The organism is uncultured Hymenobacter sp., from assembly GCF_964242765.1.
Classification (GTDB): domain Bacteria; phylum Bacteroidota; class Bacteroidia; order Cytophagales; family Hymenobacteraceae; genus Hymenobacter.
The window spans coordinates 83,882-102,191 of record NZ_CAXTBM010000001.1 but is presented as its reverse complement, the minus strand read 5'-3'; the positions used below and the strand labels follow the sequence as shown (position 1 = coordinate 102,191).

15 protein-coding genes are annotated in these 18,310 nt (G+C 54.5%); 6 read left to right on the top strand and 9 right to left on the bottom strand.

Features of this window, described 5'->3' with window-relative positions:
• Nucleotides 1–35 precede the first annotated feature (35 nt).
• Nucleotides 36–2,348 (top strand): glycoside hydrolase family 3 C-terminal domain-containing protein, encoded by a 2,313-nt coding sequence (locus tag ACFE7X_RS00350; RefSeq protein ID WP_375433660.1) that lies wholly within the window; start codon nt 36–38, stop codon nt 2,346–2,348.
• Between the two features lie 552 nt (nt 2,349–2,900).
• Here ACFE7X_RS00350 and gldG read toward each other — a convergent pair.
• The 4 genes from gldG to ACFE7X_RS00330 all read right to left on the bottom strand — a co-directional run bounded on the left by gldG (nt 2,901) and on the right by ACFE7X_RS00330 (nt 7,285).
• Nucleotides 2,901–4,601 (bottom strand): gliding motility-associated ABC transporter substrate-binding protein GldG, encoded by a 1,701-nt coding sequence (gene gldG, locus ACFE7X_RS00345; RefSeq protein ID WP_375433659.1) that lies wholly within the window; start codon nt 4,599–4,601, stop codon nt 2,901–2,903.
• A 148-nt stretch (nt 4,602–4,749) separates the two neighbouring features.
• On the bottom strand, nt 4,750–5,475 hold the full coding sequence (gene gldF / locus ACFE7X_RS00340; protein ID WP_375433658.1) for a gliding motility-associated ABC transporter permease subunit GldF: 726 nt from the start codon (nt 5,473–5,475) through the stop codon (nt 4,750–4,752).
• 89 nt (nt 5,476–5,564) lie between these two features.
• On the bottom strand, nt 5,565–6,473 hold the full coding sequence (gene gldA, locus ACFE7X_RS00335; protein ID WP_375433766.1) for a gliding motility-associated ABC transporter ATP-binding subunit GldA: 909 nt from the start codon (nt 6,471–6,473) through the stop codon (nt 5,565–5,567).
• A 119-nt stretch (nt 6,474–6,592) separates the two neighbouring features.
• Nucleotides 6,593–7,285, bottom strand: a complete 693-nt coding sequence (locus ACFE7X_RS00330) for an SDR family oxidoreductase (protein WP_375433657.1) — start codon at nt 7,283–7,285, stop codon at nt 6,593–6,595.
• Nucleotides 7,286–7,294: 9 nt separating this feature from the next.
• Here ACFE7X_RS00330 and ACFE7X_RS00325 point away from each other — a divergent pair, with 9 nt between their 5' ends.
• The gene (locus ACFE7X_RS00325; RefSeq protein WP_375433656.1) at nt 7,295–8,059 is read left to right on the top strand and encodes a GIN domain-containing protein; all 765 of its coding nucleotides are present in this window, start codon (nt 7,295–7,297) and stop codon (nt 8,057–8,059) included.
• A gap of 463 nt (nt 8,060–8,522) precedes the next feature.
• On the opposite strand, the gene ACFE7X_RS00320 is transcribed toward ACFE7X_RS00325, so the two are convergent.
• Nucleotides 8,523–9,236: an SDR family oxidoreductase gene (locus ACFE7X_RS00320; protein ID WP_375433655.1), complete on the bottom strand. Its 714-nt coding sequence runs from the start codon at nt 9,234–9,236 to the stop codon at nt 8,523–8,525.
• A 104-nt stretch (nt 9,237–9,340) separates the two neighbouring features.
• Between ACFE7X_RS00320 and ACFE7X_RS00315 the strand changes: the two genes are divergently transcribed.
• Entirely contained in the window at nt 9,341–10,072 is a 732-nt protein-coding gene (locus tag ACFE7X_RS00315) for an MlaE family ABC transporter permease (RefSeq protein WP_375433654.1), read from the top strand.
• A 77-nt stretch (nt 10,073–10,149) separates the two neighbouring features.
• A complete protein-coding gene (locus tag ACFE7X_RS00310) occupies nt 10,150–10,959 on the top strand; it encodes an ABC transporter ATP-binding protein (protein WP_375433653.1) in 810 nt (269 codons plus the stop codon).
• 166 nt (nt 10,960–11,125) lie between these two features.
• Here the strand turns inward: ACFE7X_RS00310 and ACFE7X_RS00305 are convergent, their stop codons facing one another.
• The 4 genes from ACFE7X_RS00305 to ACFE7X_RS00290 all read right to left on the bottom strand — a co-directional run bounded on the left by ACFE7X_RS00305 (nt 11,126) and on the right by ACFE7X_RS00290 (nt 14,540).
• Nucleotides 11,126–11,665 carry a YfiT family bacillithiol transferase gene (locus ACFE7X_RS00305; protein ID WP_375433652.1) on the bottom strand — a complete coding sequence of 180 codons (540 nt, stop codon included), beginning with the start codon at nt 11,663–11,665 and terminating at the stop codon, nt 11,126–11,128.
• A 242-nt stretch (nt 11,666–11,907) separates the two neighbouring features.
• The gene (locus ACFE7X_RS00300; RefSeq protein WP_375433651.1) at nt 11,908–12,531 is read right to left on the bottom strand and encodes a bifunctional nuclease domain-containing protein; all 624 of its coding nucleotides are present in this window, start codon (nt 12,529–12,531) and stop codon (nt 11,908–11,910) included.
• Between the two features lie 157 nt (nt 12,532–12,688).
• Nucleotides 12,689–13,666 carry an electron transfer flavoprotein subunit alpha/FixB family protein gene (locus ACFE7X_RS00295; protein WP_375433650.1) on the bottom strand — a complete coding sequence of 326 codons (978 nt, stop codon included), beginning with the start codon at nt 13,664–13,666 and terminating at the stop codon, nt 12,689–12,691.
• A gap of 133 nt (nt 13,667–13,799) precedes the next feature.
• Entirely contained in the window at nt 13,800–14,540 is a 741-nt protein-coding gene (locus tag ACFE7X_RS00290) for an electron transfer flavoprotein subunit beta/FixA family protein (RefSeq protein ID WP_375433649.1), read from the bottom strand.
• Between the two features lie 77 nt (nt 14,541–14,617).
• Between ACFE7X_RS00290 and ACFE7X_RS00285 the strand changes: the two genes are divergently transcribed.
• Nucleotides 14,618–14,956 (top strand): tetratricopeptide repeat protein, encoded by a 339-nt coding sequence (locus tag ACFE7X_RS00285; RefSeq protein ID WP_375433648.1) that lies wholly within the window; start codon nt 14,618–14,620, stop codon nt 14,954–14,956.
• A 1,262-nt stretch (nt 14,957–16,218) separates the two neighbouring features.
• Entirely contained in the window at nt 16,219–18,237 is a 2,019-nt protein-coding gene (locus tag ACFE7X_RS00280; RefSeq protein WP_375433647.1) for an ATP-binding protein, read from the top strand.
• The last annotated feature ends 73 nt before the right edge of the window (nt 18,238–18,310 follow it).

The following is an 18,310-nucleotide window of genomic DNA, read 5'->3' as shown; positions in this document are numbered from 1 at the left end:
TCCCACATAAAAGTTTCTTAATTACCACTGTCTGTATGCCTTCCAAACCCCATCCTTATTTCCTGCTTGTCGGCACTACCGCTTGCTTGCTGCACTGTAGCGCAGGCCTAGCGCAAAGCAAGCCAGCTGCCGCTCCAAAGAAGTTGACCACGCAGTCAGGCCAGGTTTCAACGCAAAACAAGCAGGCAACCCTCACTACCAACGACGCCAAAATCAACGCCCTCATCAAGAAGATGACGTTGGAAGAAAAGGTGGCCATGATTCACGGCAGTTCCTCGTTCACTTCCGGCGGCGTGCAGCGGTTGGGCATTCCTGAGTTCACCTCCTCCGATGGCCCGCACGGCGTACGCCCCGAATTCGGCCGCGACTGGGCCCCCGACAAGGACGTCAATGACGCGGGCACCTATCTACCCACTGGCAACACACTAGCCGCCACCTGGAACCCGGCACTAGGCTACGCGTACGGTCAGGTATTGGGGAGCGAAGCGAAATTCCGGGGCAAAGACGTGATTCTTGGACCCGGCATCAATATTATCCGGACGCCGGTCAACGGCCGCAACTTCGAGTACCAGAGCGAAGACCCTTATCTGGTGTCGCGCATGGCGGTGGGCTACATTAAAGGGGTGCAGGACCAGGGCGTATCGGCCTGCGTAAAGCACTACGCGGCCAACAACCAGGAAACCAAGCGCACTACCGTTGACGTGGACATGAGTGAGCGGGCCCTAAACGAAATCTACTTGCCCGGCTTCAAGGCCGCTGTGCAGGAAGCGGGGGTGAACACGCTTATGGGTTCCTACAACAAGTTTCGGGGGCAATGGGCCACCCACAACGACTACCTGATGAACAAGATTCTGAAGGATCAGTGGGGTTTCAAGGGCTTTGTGATGAGTGACTGGGGCGCCGTGCACAGCACCATGGAAGCCATCAACAACGGCACCGACATGGAAATGGGTACTGACCTGCTGCTGATGAACCAAACTGTGTCGCAGACGGCAGGTGGCCCCGCTAAGAAGGTGGAGCTCAGCACCGTGTACCCGAAGTTCTTCCTCGGCGACACCGTAGTGACGCTGGTGAAAAGCGGCAAGGTGAAGGAAGAGCTGATTGACGATAAAGTACGCCGCATTCTGCGCGTGATGTACAAAACCAACATGATGGACGGCGCTAAGCGTACGCCTGGGGCCTACGCCACCAAAGAGCACGCCGCCACGGCCCTCAAAGTAGCTGAAGAGGGTATTGTACTGCTGAAAAACGAGGGCAACATCCTACCACTTAAGAAAGCTTCCATCAAAACCATTGCCGTTATCGGGCAGAATGCCGACCGGGCCAACTCGATGGGCGGGGGCAGTTCGCAGGTGAAAGCCAAGTATGAAATCACACCCTTGCAAGGCCTAAAAAACGAGCTAGGCAGCGGCGTGACGGTGAATTACGTGCAAGGCTACAAAATAGCCCGCAACCAGAAAGCCGACGCTGCCATGATTCAGCAGGCCGTTGATGCCGCCTCCAAAGCCGATGTAGCCATCGTAGTTGGCGGCTGGACGCACGGCTACAACTACGCCGTATGGGACGACAACGCCTACGATGCCGAAGGCCCCGACAAGCCCGACATGAACATGCCCTTCGGCCAGGACCAGCTCATCCAGGCCGTACTCAAAGCCAATCCCAACACCATAGTAGTGCTGATGGGCGGCGGCCCCATCGATGTGTCGGCGTGGGAAAAGCAGGCTAAAGGCATTGTGGAAGCGTGGTACCCCGGCATGGAAGGCGGCAACGCCATAGCCAAAGTGTTGCTCGGCACGGTCAATCCTTCGGGCAAATTACCCATGACCTTCCCGGTGAAGCTGGCCGATTCGCCGGCGCACAAACTCGGCAACTACCCCACCGACAATCCTTCTGACCTCAACGCTGTGGTCGAGCACTACAAGGATGACATCTTTGTAGGCTACCGCTACTTCGACACCTACAAAGTGGCGCCGCAGTACGCTTTCGGCTACGGACTGAGCTATACCACTTTCAAGTACGACAACCTCACCGTCACGCCCGGCCAGCAGAACGCCACTGTCAAGTTCACCGTCACAAACACCGGGAAGGTAGCTGGCGCCGAAGTAGCGCAAGTATATGTGCACGACGACCAAGCTTCCGTGAAGCGCCCCGAAAAGGAGCTCAAAAGCTTCCAGAAAGTATTCCTCCAGCCCGGCGAGTCCAAGACCGTAACACTGACCCTTGATACCAACGCCTTCCAATTCTATGATGAGGCCAAGAAGGCATGGGTATTGGAGCCCGGCAAATTCGGCGTGCTCGTCGGCAGTTCCTCCCGCGACATCCGCCTCACCGGCAACGTAACACTGTAACCGGCTTTACCCCCGAAACGGGTAAAGCCCGGCAAGTAGAGCAGACGCGGTGTTTGCTTTACTTGCCGGGCTTTTGTATTCTACTATTCTGTAAGCTTTAATTTCTTGGTTGAAAACAAGTTGAGCCACAGCAGTGACAGAGCATTCAGTGTTTCTAGTACCACTATGCGGCACTACCAAACGTGATACTCAAACTTCTACCAACCTGTAGCCGCTATGCGGTTGATTTGAAATTAACAAGCTACTGACTAAACCAATGTAGCTATGATCAAGCCTACCACTAGTAGTATGCCGATAGCTGCTACGGTATTCAGCACAACCACCTGTCCGGCATTCGTATAGCTGGTGTCGTACTCCTTGATTAGTATCCGCCGTACTCGTATGCGGTTACGGTATCGTAGGTACAGATACAAAAAACCAATTGAGGCAAATACTAAAGTATTGACAACTCCTTCTGTTATACCTTCTAGTATGAAGCCCAATACTTGTTCCATCTAGCTTTCTGATTTATAGCACAAGGGACATGCAGTAATTTATAAAAATTATGTCGTTTTAAAACCGCGCATACCGCCGTTTCCGGCGCCAGGCGCGCACGGCACCAAACACGCCTAGCAGCACCAGTGGCGCCACCAGATTCAGTAATTGCCAACTCCGGCGCTGCTCGATAACCTTGAGCTTGTCGAGGGGGCGCAGGGTGATTTGCTTACTGCGCACGCCGATAAGGCCGGTTTCGTCGAGCATGTAATCGACGGCGTTTAGCACCAGCTCGCGGTTGGCAAACTCGGTGTTGGCGAGCCGGTCGAAGCCGAGGCGGAAAGGGCGGCCGGTTTTGGGGTCCAGCTCCGAGCGCACAAAGTCGCCGTCGGAAACCACAAGCACTTTGGAGGGCTTGGCCTGGGGCGAAACGGCGGGCTGAAACTGCGTGGTGCCGGGTTGGGCGCGGTTGGCGTAGAGGGAGCGAAACTGGCCTTCGAGCAAGTAGCCAACGGGCTCGAACTGGTCTTTGTAGAGCTTCCGGTCGGGTTGCAGGCGGGCATCGTTCAGGTTAACGGGCACCGGCGAGGGCAGCACGCGCGAGTAGCGCGAGGTGAAGAGCAGCGGCGTTTTGTGAATACCCGTAGCCTTTACCGTGTCGATAGTGCCCACAAACTTGGTGTACACCGCATCGAGGTTGCGGGTGATGGGGTGCGTGCTAAAGTTGTTGACCAGCGGGTAGAACTGCCAGGGCATGGGTTCCACCTTCGGCTTGTTGCCTTCCTTGCCCGTTACGAGCGGAATCACGCCGGAATTAAGATCCAGAATCAGGTCGGCGTTGACGCGCGCTCCATACTTAAAGAACAAGTCGTCGAGGCCCACGGGCTGCGGGAAAGACAGCATACCGGTGCGCGCGGCGCTGTCGAGGTTGACGCGCATGGCGTCCACGAAGAACAGCGCGTTGCCGCCCTGCGTGATGAATTGGTCGAGCTTGAACTTCTCGGGTTCGGTATAGGGCGTGGCGGGCTTGGCTACGATAACGGCACTAAGGGCCCGCAGGTCGCGCACTTTGCTAAGGTCGACGCGGTACACTTCGTAGTACTGGCCAAGCGAGCCAATCAGGTCCCCGGCTTCCGCATTGCTTAGCTCGCCGTGGCCTTCCACCACGCCAATCAGCTTGCGCTTACCGGGGCTGAGCTTGCGGATGGCACTGGCCAGTTCGTACTCCAAGCCTTCGATGCTTTGGTTGAGGCGCACATCCGAAGGAGCGGCCTGGTTGCCGCGCAGCAGCAGTACCTGCTGCTCCTTGCCTCCCGTTGAAATCGAGGCCCACGGGAAAATGATTTTCTCGACCCGCTTGCCGTTCTCGTTGGCGCCCAGGTTGGTGGGGGTCAGACCTTTCTTAAATAAGGTCTGGTAATATTCGTTGCGCGCCTTTTCCGTACCGGCCGCCGACGGGTCGATGAACACGTATTTCAGATTGCCGCCACCGTAAACCTGCATTTCGTTGAGGGTTTCGCGCACGGCCTGCTGCAAGCGCCGAAACGCCGGCGGGAAGTCCCCATCCAGGTACACCGTCACTGTGATAGGCTGCTTCAAGCCCGTAAGCAGCTGCCGAGTGGCCGCCGACATGGTGTAGCGCTTTTCCTGCGTGAGGTCGAGCCGGAAAAAGAACTGCTGGCCGATGAAGTTGACAAGCAGCAATACCCCGATAACCGCCAGAAAGCGAAGCAAGTCACGGCGTTTGCGGGATTGATTTGGGAGTTGTTGTTCGGGCATGTTTTATCGAGGGGCTTCACCCCTAGCCCCCTCTCCAAAAGAGAGGGAAACTAACTTCTGGTTATTTAATTTTCTGTTATTACTAGCTTTAAAAAACTAGGAGCTAGTTCCTCCTCTCTGAAGGAGGGGGGCTAGGGGGTGAGGCAACTCACCAGTTTCGGCTTTGCAGCACCAGCTTGGTAGCCAACAGCAAGCCGATAATTAAACTGAAAAAGTACATCAGGTCGCGGGAGTCAATCAGGCCTTTGCTGATGTCGCGGTAATGGGCCGCAATGCCGAGTTGCCCGATGTAGTAAGCCGGCGCCCCGTCGAAAACCGAAGCCAAGGAATCGAAGCCGGAATACACCAGAAAACAGCCAACTACCGCCACCAGAAAGGCAATGATTTGGTCGCGGGTGATGGCACTGGCAAAGACGCCAATAGCCGCAAAAACCGCCGCCAGCAGCGCCAACCCAAGATAGGAGCCGACGGTGGCCGCCGAGTCGATGTTGCCTTCGGGGTTTCCTAGCTTGTACACCGAATAGTAGTACAACAGCGTGGGCAGCAGCGCCAGCAACGCCAGCAACAGGCAAGCCAAGTACTTCCCGCCTAGTATCTGCCCATCGGTGAGCGGCCGGGTGAGCAGCAGCTCGATGGTGCCGGCTTTCTTCTCCTCAGCAAACGTGCGCATGGTGATGGCCGGAATCAGGAACAGGAAAATCCAGGGAGCCATGTTGAACAGCGTCTGCAAGTCGGCAAAGCCGTAATCAAGCACCGAGCTATCCGGGAAAACCCACACGAACAGGCCAGTAGCAACCAAAAACACCCCAATGACCACGTAGGCTACCGGGGAGTTAAGGAAGGAATTGAATTCTTTGCGAAGGATGGCGTACATCTAATTTTAATTGTTGAATTGTTGAAAGGTTGATTGTTAGCGTGGGTCGCAGCACGACCAACCTTTTAACAATGCAGCCCTTCACCAATTTATTTAGTCAACGACTGGAACACCTTTTCCAACGACTGCTCTTCCTGCCGCAGCCCAAGCAGCACCCACCCTTGCTGGGCAGCCAGCCGCGAAATAGCGCCGCGCTGGTCGGTGCCGGCCGTGGCCCGGATGCGGTAGGTATTGCCGGTTTCCGCTTCCACCTGGCTGATGCCCGGCAAAGCTTGCAGCAATGTGGTATCAATAGCCTGCTCGAACTCGGCGCGAATCACGGTTTCCCCCTTAGCGCCTGCGCCTAGCTCCGATACTGGCGAGTCGGCTACTAGCTGGCCACGGTTGATGATGACGGCGCGGCTGCACAACGCGGCCACTTCGGGCAGAATGTGGGTACTGAAAATGACCGTCTTGTCTTCGCCCAGCTCCCGGATGAGGCTGCGGATTTCGCCTATTTGGTTGGGGTCGAGGCCGGTGGTGGGTTCGTCGAGAATCAGCACGCCGGGGTCGTGGATGAGGGCTTGGGCCAAGCCCACCCGCTGGCGGTAGCCTTTCGAGAGGGCACCAATTTGCTTGTTCTGCTCGCGGCCCAGCCCTACTCTATCCACGAGTTGCTGCACGCGGCGGCGAGAATCTGCGCCGCGTAGCCCATGCACCGAACCGATAAATTCCAGGTACTCGTGCACGTACATATCCAGGTAGAGCGGGTTGTGCTCGGGCAGGTAGCCTACGCGGCGGCGCACTTCCAGCGGGGCCGTCAGCACGTCGTAGCCTTCGATGAGGACGGTGCCCGCCGAAGGCGGCAAATACCCGGTAGCCATCTTCATGGTTGTGGATTTGCCGGCGCCGTTTGGCCCCAGAAACCCTAGAATTTCGCCTTTCCCAACCGTGAAAGATATATCATTCACGGCGGTTTGAGCGCCGAAGGTCTTCGTCAAATGTTTAACTTCTACCATATACTGTAGCGCGAAACTCCAGCTTCGCGCGTCATTGCTGATGTTAAACGACACCACAATAGCGCGGCCTGAATCGTTCAACGATACGCGAAGCTGGAGCTTCACGCTACTTTTTGGTTTTACTTCGGCTGCGTAGGCCGCATTTGCACTTCGGAAATCATGACGCCGAAAGGAGCTTCCAGCGCGTGCACAATGGCGGCGGCAATGTCTTCGGGTTGCATCATGTGCGGATTAGGCTCCTGGCCGGGGACGGCCCCGTTGAAGTTGGTTTCCACCGAGCCCGGCATGATGCAGGTTACGCGCACACCATCGGGCCGCACTTCCTTGAACAAGGCGTCGGAGAAGCCGCGTACGGCGTACTTCGTGGCGCAGTAACCCGCCAGATTTGCCGTGCCCGCCGTACCAGCCAACGAGCCTACATTCACGATATGGCCCTCGTGCTGCTGTTTCATGTACGGCAACACCGCCTTGGTGCAGTAGAACATTCCGTGCACATTGGTATCGAACATGGCGTGCCACTCCTCGGAAGAAAAACCGTCAATAGGCCCGAAGTTGCCGATGCCGGCGTTGTTGACCAGTACATGAATTTCAGCGCCTAACTCCCGGCGAGTGTTCATGCACGCTTCCTGCACCGACGTTTCGTCGCGGATGTCGCACTCGAAAAACTGGAACCGCTCGTGCGCAAGACCTTCCGGCGCGGTGCGCCCCCAACCAGCCACGAGGGCACCTTTGGCCAGCAACGCGTCGGCGGTAGCGCGCCCAATACCTTTGCTGACGCCTGTGATAATGGCTACCTTGCCGCTTAGTTCCATGGCTGTAAGATGATGATTCGGATTGGATACGCGCCGCAAGTTAGCGGCCTACACTGGGTTTTACGCGCGCTCCTGCTCGCATGGCCATTAACAGCCTGCCAAGACAATGATTGCCTGAAAAGTGCCGGTCCCGTAACCACCGAACGGCGCGAGCTAGCGGCCTTCAACGAACTCACCGCCACCGACAACGTCAACATCACCCTGGTGCCGGACACCGAAACCTACGCCGAGGTCCGCACGGGTTCCCACTTGCAAGAAGACCTAAAGCTTGAGGTCCGCGACCAGCACCTCTACCTCAGCAACGAAAGCACCTGCAACTGGGCCCGCAGCTACTCGGTGCCGCACGACGTAACGCTGCACGTGCCCTCCCTCCCGGATATGTCACTGTACGGCCAAGGCAACATCCGGACTGCAAGCCAATTCCAAAAGGACACCCTTTTCCTGCACTTGAAAGGCGCCGGCGACTACGACCTGGACATCAACAGCAAGTATCTCTGGATCGATCAGTACGAGCTAGGCGACTACCGCCTGCGAGGCAAAACCAATGATTTACACTTAAGCGGCGGCGGGCTAGGCCGCTTTCTAGCGTCTGGCTTACAGGTGGCCAATTACTGCTACCTCGATCTTTCCCTCTACGCCGACGGGGCAATCTATATCAACACGTCCGGCATCTTCAACGGGACCCACGCCGGGACCAGCACTATCTACTACACCGGCAACCCCACTCAAACTGAAATCCGGATAACCGGCAAAGGCAACGTAGTGCGGGAGTAAGGGGCAGTTTCCGCTTCGATTTATGTTTACAACACCTTCAAACACCTTGGCTTTTGGCTGTCAACTAGTAGCTTTTAGCCTGCTGCTACTCGTCGCTTGGCACGGTACAATAAGGCACGCTATGTCTTTCCTATTACCGCTCCTACTAGGCTTTTTAGGCTTGTGCGTTGGATTGCTTTTTCTCATTTCACACTGGAAAGGCGGTGCTATTCTTTTAACCAGCAGCGGAATAATCTTGCTAAGCACTTACGCCGTTTGGTTTCAACGCAAGCTCCACAAGAGCCGATTAGCTTATCTCAAGCTAAGCCTAATGATTGCGCTAAGCTTGTTTTCTGTGACATTGGGCATCTCCGCCCGCCTATTTCTTCCTTGGGTGAAAAGTCTGCTGGCTGTGAGTTTTTGGGCCGTGTTACTTGATTTTATATACGTAACGTACGTGCGCCGACCGGTACGATAATAGCACCTACAAATCTCCTAGCTGGGGTCTGATAAGCAGTTCCTCCACTACGGCATGCGGGGAGAGGCTGTAAGTTGAAAAGATGGCCTCGGCGACATCCTCGGCCTGAATGAAGCGCGCGGCGGGCAAGTCTACGCCGGCCCAGCTGGCGGTGAGGGTAGCCCCGGGCAATACGGCCGTTACGCGGATAGCATGTTCTTTCAATTCTTCGCGCAAGTTGCGGGTTAGGCCAAAAAGGGCATGCTTGGCAATGCCGTAGGAGCCACCGTTCGGGTAGGCCGTAATGCTGGCCGTGGAGCAGATGTTGAAGATATGGCCTTGGCGCCGCGCAATCAGGCCGGGCAGCAGCGGCAGGGTCACGTCGTAGGCGCTGAGCAGGTTAGCGGCTAACATTTGGCGCAATTGAGAGCCATCGGTGGGTTCGTCTTGCAACCTTCCGGGCAAAAAAGCACCCGTATTGTTAACCAGCACATCCACCTCTCCTTCCAAGCCCAACACGAAATCCGTGAAACGACGACAATCCTCGGGTTTACTTAAGTCCGCGGGCAACGTATGCAGTACGGCACCGGGAATTTCTTTGCTTGTGGCTGTTTGCAGTTCGGTGAGGTCGGGCGCGGAGCGGGCACACGTAACGACCGGCCGCCCGGCCCGTAGGAAGCGTAGTACCACGGCCCGCCCAATACCCTTTGTTCCTCCAGTTACCACGACATATTTTTCCATTCCTTTGATTACTGTTGCGCTTTTTACGTAAGAGGTTGCAGCCGTTTGAACCTGCTATCGGCGTTCTGCCGCAAGTTTCCGCTTTTACTCTCACTTCCCTCCTTATGGTCAAAACTTTCGGCTCTTTTCTTCTCTTCATCCAGAGCATGCTCGTTCGGAAAGAGCGGTTTGCAGTGCTCTGGGCCCGTACTATCGACGAGTGTATCCTCATCGGTACCGACTCGGTTTTCATTGTGTCTATCGTGGCGGCCTTTATTGGCGCCGTTACCTGCGTGCAAATCTCCTATAACCTCGTTAGCCCCCTCATTCCAAAATCGACGATTGGGTATATGGTGCGCGAGATGACTATTTTGGAACTCGCCCCCACTATCACCAGCATCGTGCTGGCCGGAAAAGTTGGGTCGAGCATTGCGGGTGGACTAGGCACTATGCGCATCACCGAGCAAGTATCGGCGCTCGAGGTTATGGGCATTAATTCGGCGTCGTATTTGGTGCTACCCCGCATTATAGCGTCTATCCTGATGTTCCCGCTGCTGGTTATTCTGGCCATGCTACTTTCCATTCTCGGCGGCTACCTGGCGGGCACACTTACCGGAGCAATATCCGCCTCGGAGTACATTGAAGGCATTCGCAGCGACTTTATTCCTTACAACATCACGTTTGCTTTAATCAAGTCGGTGGTGTTTGCCTTCCTTGTATCTGCCATATCCGCTTTCAAAGGGTACTACACCGAAGGAGGCGCACTGGAAGTAGGGGCTGCCAGTACCGGAGCGGTTACCAACTCCATCATCGCCATTCTACTTGCCGATTTCGTATTGGCTGCGTTACTCCTCTAATTAACAAGAAGCTAACAGTGGGGAGAATGGCTTATCGTCTTCTCACTGTTAGCGGCTCTCGACTAGATCCTTGTAGTATGATTGAAATACATAATGTTCAGAAGGCTTTCAACGGCAACCCCGTCTTGAAAGGAATTAACTGCATCTTCGAAACGGGTAAGTGCAATCTGTTGCTCGGCGGCTCGGGCACCGGCAAAAGTGTGCTCCTCCAGTGTATTGTGGGCTTGATGAAGCCTGATTTGGGCAGCATCACCTTCGACGGCACGGTGTTCACCAACAACAAGGTGGACATCCGCCAGGAAATCCGGCGCAAAATCGGGATGCTGTTTCAAGGCTCGGCTCTGTTCGACTCGATGACGGTGTATGAGAACACCGAGTTTCCGCTGAAGATGCTAACGCCCGAAATGAGCAAGGAAGAGCGCCGCGACCGGGTGGAGTTCTGCCTCAAGCGTGTAGGCCTCGAAAATGCGGGCAACAAGATGCCATCTGAGATTTCGGGCGGCATGAAAAAGCGCGTAGGTATTGCCCGCGCCATTGCGCCCAACTGTACCTACCTCTTCTGCGATGAACCCAACTCCGGCCTCGACCCCGCTACCAGCATCAAGATCGACGAACTCATCCACGAAATCACGCACGAGTACAACATCACCACCGTCGTCATCACCCACGACATGAACTCGGTAGTGGAAATTGGCGACCATATCATCTTCCTTCACAAAGGCGAGAAGCTTTGGGACGGCAACAAAGATGAGATTCTGAACGCCAAAGTGCCGGAGCTCCGCGAGTTCATCTTCAGTAGCAGCCTCGTCCGGGCCGCCAAACGGGTCGACGAAGAATCAGAAGGCGGCCTCGAAGCCCTGGCCAACGAGCCCCTATCGGAAGTATAGCTTCCGCTGTCAGAGCGAGCAGAGCGAAGCAATCCTTCCTCTAAGTGCTGAGACCTAGAAATGCGACAAGCCCTTGTTCCCCGCGTGGTAGCAAGGGCTTGTTGGTTTAGAGAAGATACGTCTTCGAGAGGACGAATTGCTTGGCTTTGCTCGCCCTGACAGCCGCCTACCAGCCTTGCCGTTTGCGCAGTTCAGTGATATGCGCCAGATGATGGCGGCCATGCCAGGAGTACAATACCAGCGCCTGATCCAGCGTAAAGTCGCGCTGGGTGCCAGGGTGATAAAAGGTGCGCTGCCATTGCTCGTTGCTGAGGTTGCGCAGCAGGATGGTCCATCGAATGTGCAGGGCCTCCAGTATGGCCAATGATACGGCGGGCGGCGTAGCTGCTATATCAGGCAGTTCGGCCCAGGCTTGCTCGTCGTAGGGTCGTACCGTGGGGTTTTCTTCGGTGAGAGCCAGCCGGAATCGGGTGTAACTGTTTAGGTGCGAGTCGGGCAAGTGGTGAATTACTTGGCGCACAGTCCAGCCACCGGGACGGTAAGGCGTGTCGAGCTGAGTTACACTCAGGCCCGTAACGGCAGCCCGTACCTGATCGGCGAGTAAGGCAATGTGCGCAATGTGGGCCGTGCGCGCGCCGGCCTCTAGCGGCCCCGTGGGCAGCGTGGGCTGACCAATCGGATAGCGCAAGTCAGGGGAAACATCCATGGTAATTAGAATAAGCGCCCAACGAAATACCCGTTAAGGCAGCACAAGTCTACGCATTCAGAACAGTTCTTAGGCGTTAGCGCGAAGCCTGAGCTTCGCGTATCGTTGGCGCAGTATCTTCCCGCCGACTCGTTCGCCGAGACGCGAGGCTCAGGCTTCGCGCTACCGCCTCAACTAGCCGTAAAAACAAAGCCACACCCGAGCAGATGTGGCCTTGTTTTTACGGCTATTTGAAAGCAAAATTAACCGTCGCGCTTGTTTAGCTCGTCCCGGATTTTGGCGGCTTTCTCGTAATCTTCGCGTTCCAGCGCCTGAGCCAGCATTTTAGTTAGCTCGTCCAACGATACCTGCCCGCTAGGGTCGCGGGGTGCAGGCTCGGGCTTTGCGGGCCCGGTTGGGCTGTCATCGTCGTCGTCATCATCTTCATCATCGGAATCTTCGGCGTTTTCGTCAAGCTCCGACAGGATGATACCGGCTTCGCTCAACACGCTTTCCACCGTGAAAATAGGCACTCCGAAGCGCAGGCCAATGGCAATGGCATCGGAAGGCCGGGAGTCTAGTTCAAAGGTGGTGGCCCCGTCAGAGCACACGATTTTCGAGTAGAAGACGCCTTCTTTCAGGTCCGAGATTATCACTTCCAGCACGGCCACGTGCACATGCTCAGCGAAAGACTTAAATAAGTCGTGCGTGAGCGGCCTATTAGGATTTATTTTTTCTATCTGGATGGCAATGCTCTGTGCCTCGAACATACCAATGATGATGGGCAGGCGGCGGTTGCCGGTTTTCTCGCCTAGTATCAAGGCGAAAGAACCGGACTGCGACTGGCTGGAGGAGAGGCCGAGGATTTCGAGCGGTATTTTTTTCAAGGGTCTTGGTGACTTTGAGACTTAAGACTTGGATTTCGGCCTTACTACGTGCAAAGAAAACAAAGGCTTCCGGCTCGTACTAAAAGAAACGAAAAAAGACTTGGTAAGCCGACACTTGGTTTCATCCAAAGCAGCAGTTTACCAAGTCCCCAAGTTTCTAGTTTAGCTCTTTTACAGCCTGCGTCAGCTTCGGCAGCACGTCGAATACGTCGCCAACAATGCCGTAATCGGCCGCTTTGAAAAACGGAGCCTCTGGGTCTTTGTTGATAACAACAATCACCTTCGATGAGTTAACGCCAGCCAAATGCTGAATAGCGCCCGAAATACCGCAGGCGATATACAGGTTCGGCGACACGGTGATGCCCGTCTGACCTACGTGCTCGTGGTGAGGGCGCCAGTCTACGTCGGAAACGGGCTTGGAGCAAGCCGTAGCTGCACCAATAGCCTTGGCTAGGTCCTCAATCAGGTTCCAGTTTTCGGGTCCTTTCATGCCGCGGCCGCCGGAAACCACTTTATCGGCTTCGGGCAACAGAATGCCACCGGCCTGGTCCTGCATCACCACTTGCTTAGGCGCATCAGCAAAATCAGCATCGGTGAGTTGGGCCGAGAAGCTTTCCACTTGCGCCGTTTTGCCGGCTTCGTGCAGCGCCTCAATGGAGTTCTTTTTAACGGCAATAATCTTCCGCTCACCTTCCAGCTGCACGTCAGCAAAGGCTTTGCCCGAGAAAGCACCGCGCTTCACTACGAAGCTGCCACCATTGGTTTTGGGCAGTTCCACTACGTTGGTAGCCAAGCTGGCTTGCAACCGCACCGAGAGGCGCGAGCCCACCGAAGCACCAATGTTGGAGTTGGCTAGTACAATTATCTTGGAGTCTTCTTTCTGGGCGGCCGCGGCAATCAGCTTGGTGTAGGCGCCATTCACGAAGTCCTTGAGGCGGGGCTCCGCATCATAAAGCACCTTCGTGATGCCTTGCTCACCTAGCTTAACCAAGTTTGCTTCGGTAGCCTCGCCTACGGCAACTGCCGTGGCGGTGGTGCCGAGCATTTGAGCTACCTGGCTGCCATAGGAAGCCACTTCCAGCGACGATTTTTTCACCTCGCCGCCATCACATTCAACAACAACTAAAACAGACATCTCTTTTCAATTAAAAATTGAGAATTAAAAGTTAAAAATTGAGGCTTGGCAACTGGCAGCCAATAGTATATGGTAAGCGGTTTACGCTCGTGAACGCCAATTTTTAATTCTCAATTTTTAATTTTTAATTGATTTAAATCACTTTTGCCTCGTTGCGGAGCAACCTAATCAGCTCACCGGCATTTTCGGCGGGAATAAGCTTAACGCCCTGCTTTTTGGGTGGAAGTGCATACTCTGCTACGGCAGTACGAGGCGCGTCGGTGGTAGGCTCCACCACTTTCAAGGGCTTGGTGCGGGCCGTCATGATGCCGCGCATGTTCGGAATGCGGGGTTCACACATCGGCTGCTGGCATGAAGCTACGAAGGGCGTATTCACTTGCACGATTTCTTTCCCGCCCTCAATTTCACGCTCGAGCGTAGCGGTATTGCCACTCATGTCAAGCTTCATGGCGGGCGCAACCGTTGGAATCTCCAACAATTCCCCTACCATGCCGTGCACTTGGAAGCCGTTGTAGTCGATGCTCTCCTTGCCCATCAAAATCACATCATAAGCACCTTCTTTGGCTACGTTGGCAATTTGCTGCGCCACGAAGAAAGCGTCTTTCGGAAATGCATTCACGCGGATAGCATCATCGGCCCCGATAGCCAAGGCCTTGCGGATGTTCGGTTCGGTGTCGGCTTCGCCCACGTTGAGCACCGTAACAGTGCCGCCGCCCTGGGCTTCTTTTAGCTCAATGGCGCGCGTGAGGGCATATTCATCCCAAGGATTAATCACGAATTGGACACCCGCCTTGTTGAACTCCTTGTTGTCGGGAGTGAAGGCAATTTTGGTGGTCGTGTCGGGTACGTTGCTGATGCAAACGAGAAACTTCATCTACGGCTGCTTGAATGGGAGGATAAACTACGGGAAAGCCCCAAATTTGGGGCAAAGATACTGAAAACTCCTGCCTGATGGAAACCCAACCTAGCCGCCTACAACAACTTCTGGCCTTCTACCAAGCCGAGCCCAACGACCCGTTTACGATATATGCCTTAGCCACCGAATACAAGGCAACTGAGCCGCTACGGGCTTTGGAATATTTTCAGAAGCTCCTTGTTGAACACCCCGACTACGTGGGCACTTATTACCACGCAGGCAAGCTGCTCGAACAGATTCAGAAGCCGGAAGAGGCCGAAAAGGTTTACCGCGAAGGACTGCGCGTGAGCCGCCAAGCTGGTCAGATGCACGCCGCCAGCGAGTTGCAACAGGCTCTAAACCAGTGTCTGGGCCTGGATTATGAAGATGACTAGCCACGCTACCCATTAAACTAGTGTGCTTGCTTTTTTAGCCCGGGCAAGGCTTCTAGCTTCGTCGAAGACTAGTATGGCGTTAGGAACCCCACCGGCGTCGTCATACTGGTCTTTAACAAAGTTGTGGGCGATGTTGGAAGGAATCCTGCCCACCATAGGGTGATATTACCCACTGCCGGGCGCTGCGAAGCGGTTCATAGAAGTATCTATAGCTAGCAATCAGTTCAGTAAGCTAGCAACGGCCGCTACGCTGTACTTCTTGCCTATCACCTATTAAGTGGGAGGCACCGTGCAGCATTGAGTTTGCTCCAGGCGGAGCACACTTCCCATAGGATACGTTTCCAACATAGTAGACCTTTTTTCAGCATACTGGCGGCGGGAAAGAATACGCACAACTATACCTGCTGACTCTCGCCGGTCTTACGCTAGCTGGCCCAGCCTGCACCTGACCTCAGACCGTCGGTTTCAACCCCAGTAACAGGTCCATCGGGCTTCGCGCCGCTCACGGGAGGGGCAATAATGTTGGCTTCATCCAATCAGGGCTACCGCTCTCAGGTGGTACTGGCTGAAATGGCGCTACGCAAGGGTGATGCTTTTTGTACCGACAAAGTATATGAGCCAACTGCCCATTTACTGATGTCGTAACAACTCGCTCAGCGTTTCAGACTAGAGGCTGACTTAGGCTTTTGGCAACGGGGCTTCAAAGCCGCTTACACTACTGGCGGCCAGTACTTAGGCACCTTAGCTTTGAATAGACTTTTAGGTAAGCATTTCGGTTTCTTCGCTAAACTATATACCTCTTGGCAGCGCACGGCATGGCGAAGAGCAGCACTAAGATTTAATTGCATAATTAACAGCTTCCTATCAACCTATGTTTCCATTCTTTCTTCTGCGTGTTGCCCTTACAATGCGTGACAACGAGCAGGCATTCAATAATTATATGTATGAAGACTTTCTTACTTTATAAAAATAGTTATGATACAAAATATTTTCACTTTACCAGCAAACGCCTGTTTCAATTTCACTTGTGCATTTTATTTAAAGTTAAAAGATATCTAATAGACTTGGGGACACTCCAAATGTACTAAAATCACCACAGTGTATACAGAACGTTTCGCCGCTACTGGATATGCGCCCTAATCTTTGTATTAAATTCATTTGATTACCTTATTTGTAGAAGTTAAGATTTTCTTAACTGAATATGTTATAGAATAATACGTAGATTTGATAATTAAGTTTATGGCTATTCTTGCCGGGTTATCGTGAAAACACTTTTACTTTTTTTAACGCTATTCAGTTTCAGCATCTTGACGGTAAAGGCGCAAAGTGCTAGCCCAGCCGTTCTTGACAGCTTGCAACGGCAACTAGCCCTTACCAAGCCCACTGACACGTTGCGTGTACTGCTGCTCGATGAGCTTTGCTGGAACCTGAGCCACTCTGATTTGCCACGCGCCCGCCGCTACGCCGAGCAAGGCATTGCGCTAGCTCAAAAACTCAACTATCCGCGCGGTGAAGCTCGTTGCCACAACGATTTAGGCACCTGCTTGGCCCTGGCCGGTAGCGCTGACGAAGCGCTGCGGCAGCATTTAGCTGCTTTGCGCCTCTTTGAGACCTTGGGCATGAGAAAAGCTATGGGCTACGCTTACAACGGCATTGCCAAATGTCATATCCTGCACAATCATCTCGCTACCGCAGCCACCTTCTACCGCAAGGGTTTGCTCTTGGCCGAGCAACGGCACGACTCGGCTGATCAAGCTTTATTCTTAAGTAATTTGGCCGATTTGGCCTTGCAGCAAGATAACTCTCATCAGGCCAGTGAGTATATCCGGCGGGCTTTGTTGCTGTTCACAATTCTCGACAACTTTTCCGGTCAAGCTAATAGCCTCTTCACGCTAGGCAAGGTGCAGGCCCGACAGCAACAGCCCGATTCGGCACGGACAAGTTTGTTGGAGGCTTTGATGTTGTATCGTGTGCTGGGCGATGAATATGGCTTGTCTGGAACGTACACGTACTTATCGTCAGTGCTGCAGGCGCAGCAGCAGCTACGACCGGCTTTGGATGCTGCCAAGCTAGGTATGCGCTACGCACGGCAAGTAGGTTCGCCCGAACGCTTGCAGAACGCCTACCAGCAGCTTGCCGAAAATTACGCCGCACTAGGACAATACCAGGGGGCCTACGTCATGCAGCAACGCTTTCAGCGCCTGCGTGATAGCCTCGTAACGGATGTGAACACACGGGCCATGGCTACGCTGCAAAGCCGCTACAATGCGCGCGAACAGGAAGACAATATCCGGCTTCTAACTCAACGCCAAAAGGTAACGCAGCTACGCGCCGATCGGGACGAGGACCAAGTTCGCCTGTTAGGGGTGATTGTGGGCGGGTTGCTGTTGCTTGTGGCGGTAGGAAGCTTGCTTTACGGTCAGCTTCTGCGAGGCCGCCAAGAGCTAGCCGCCCAACACAAACTAGTGGCTGCCAAAAACTCGGCCTTGGAGAATGCCGCCCATGAGCTTCGCCAACTAGCCGATTCCAAGGCTCGGCTCTATGCCATTATCGCGCACGACCTGCGCGGGCCCGTGATGGCCTTTGCTGGGGTCACCGAACTGATTAATTTCTATCAACGAACCAACGACCAGGAAGGGCTGCGCCACTTGCCCGAACTAGTACGGGAGTCGGCACAAAGCCTCAACGGACTGCTCGATAACCTACTGAATTGGGCTGTCAGTCAGACGGGAGAATTGAGTTGCCAACCCGAGCGGCTCCCCATACGCGAGCTTTTGTCGGAGTGCTACGAGTTGTTTCAGACTTCTGCTCATTCCAATCGGATTCAGCTCCAATATAGCGCGGATCCACAGCTGGTTTTGTACGCCGACCAGAATATGGTGCGCACTATTCTGCGTAACCTTGTTGGCAATGCCCTTAAATTCACTCCTACGGGCGGCACCATTCGGCTACAAGCCACCCCCGATACCACCGACCCAACGCAGATCTGTGTATCTGTAACAGACACGGGACCAGGTATGCCCATCAGCCAATTAAAGCAAGTGCTGCACCCACAGCAGCCGCAACTACGAGTCACTACTTCCGATGGTCGGGCTCAAGGCACGGGCTTAGGCTTGCAGTTATGCCGAACTTTTGCTGAATGCCACGGGGGCACCTTGGGCATGAGCGCGGGCCCGGAAGGTGGCGCAGTGGTATGGGTGACCCTACCCATTGCCGGTAAGATTTTCGAGGTTACCCCAGCTCGAAGTCAGCCGTCGTTTCAAACCCATACCGCTGCCTGAGCCTACACTTTGTGCATTGAAGCCCGCGCGTCCATCTTGGGTTGTTGGTAGGGAAGTGGTTGAGCCGTTCTGC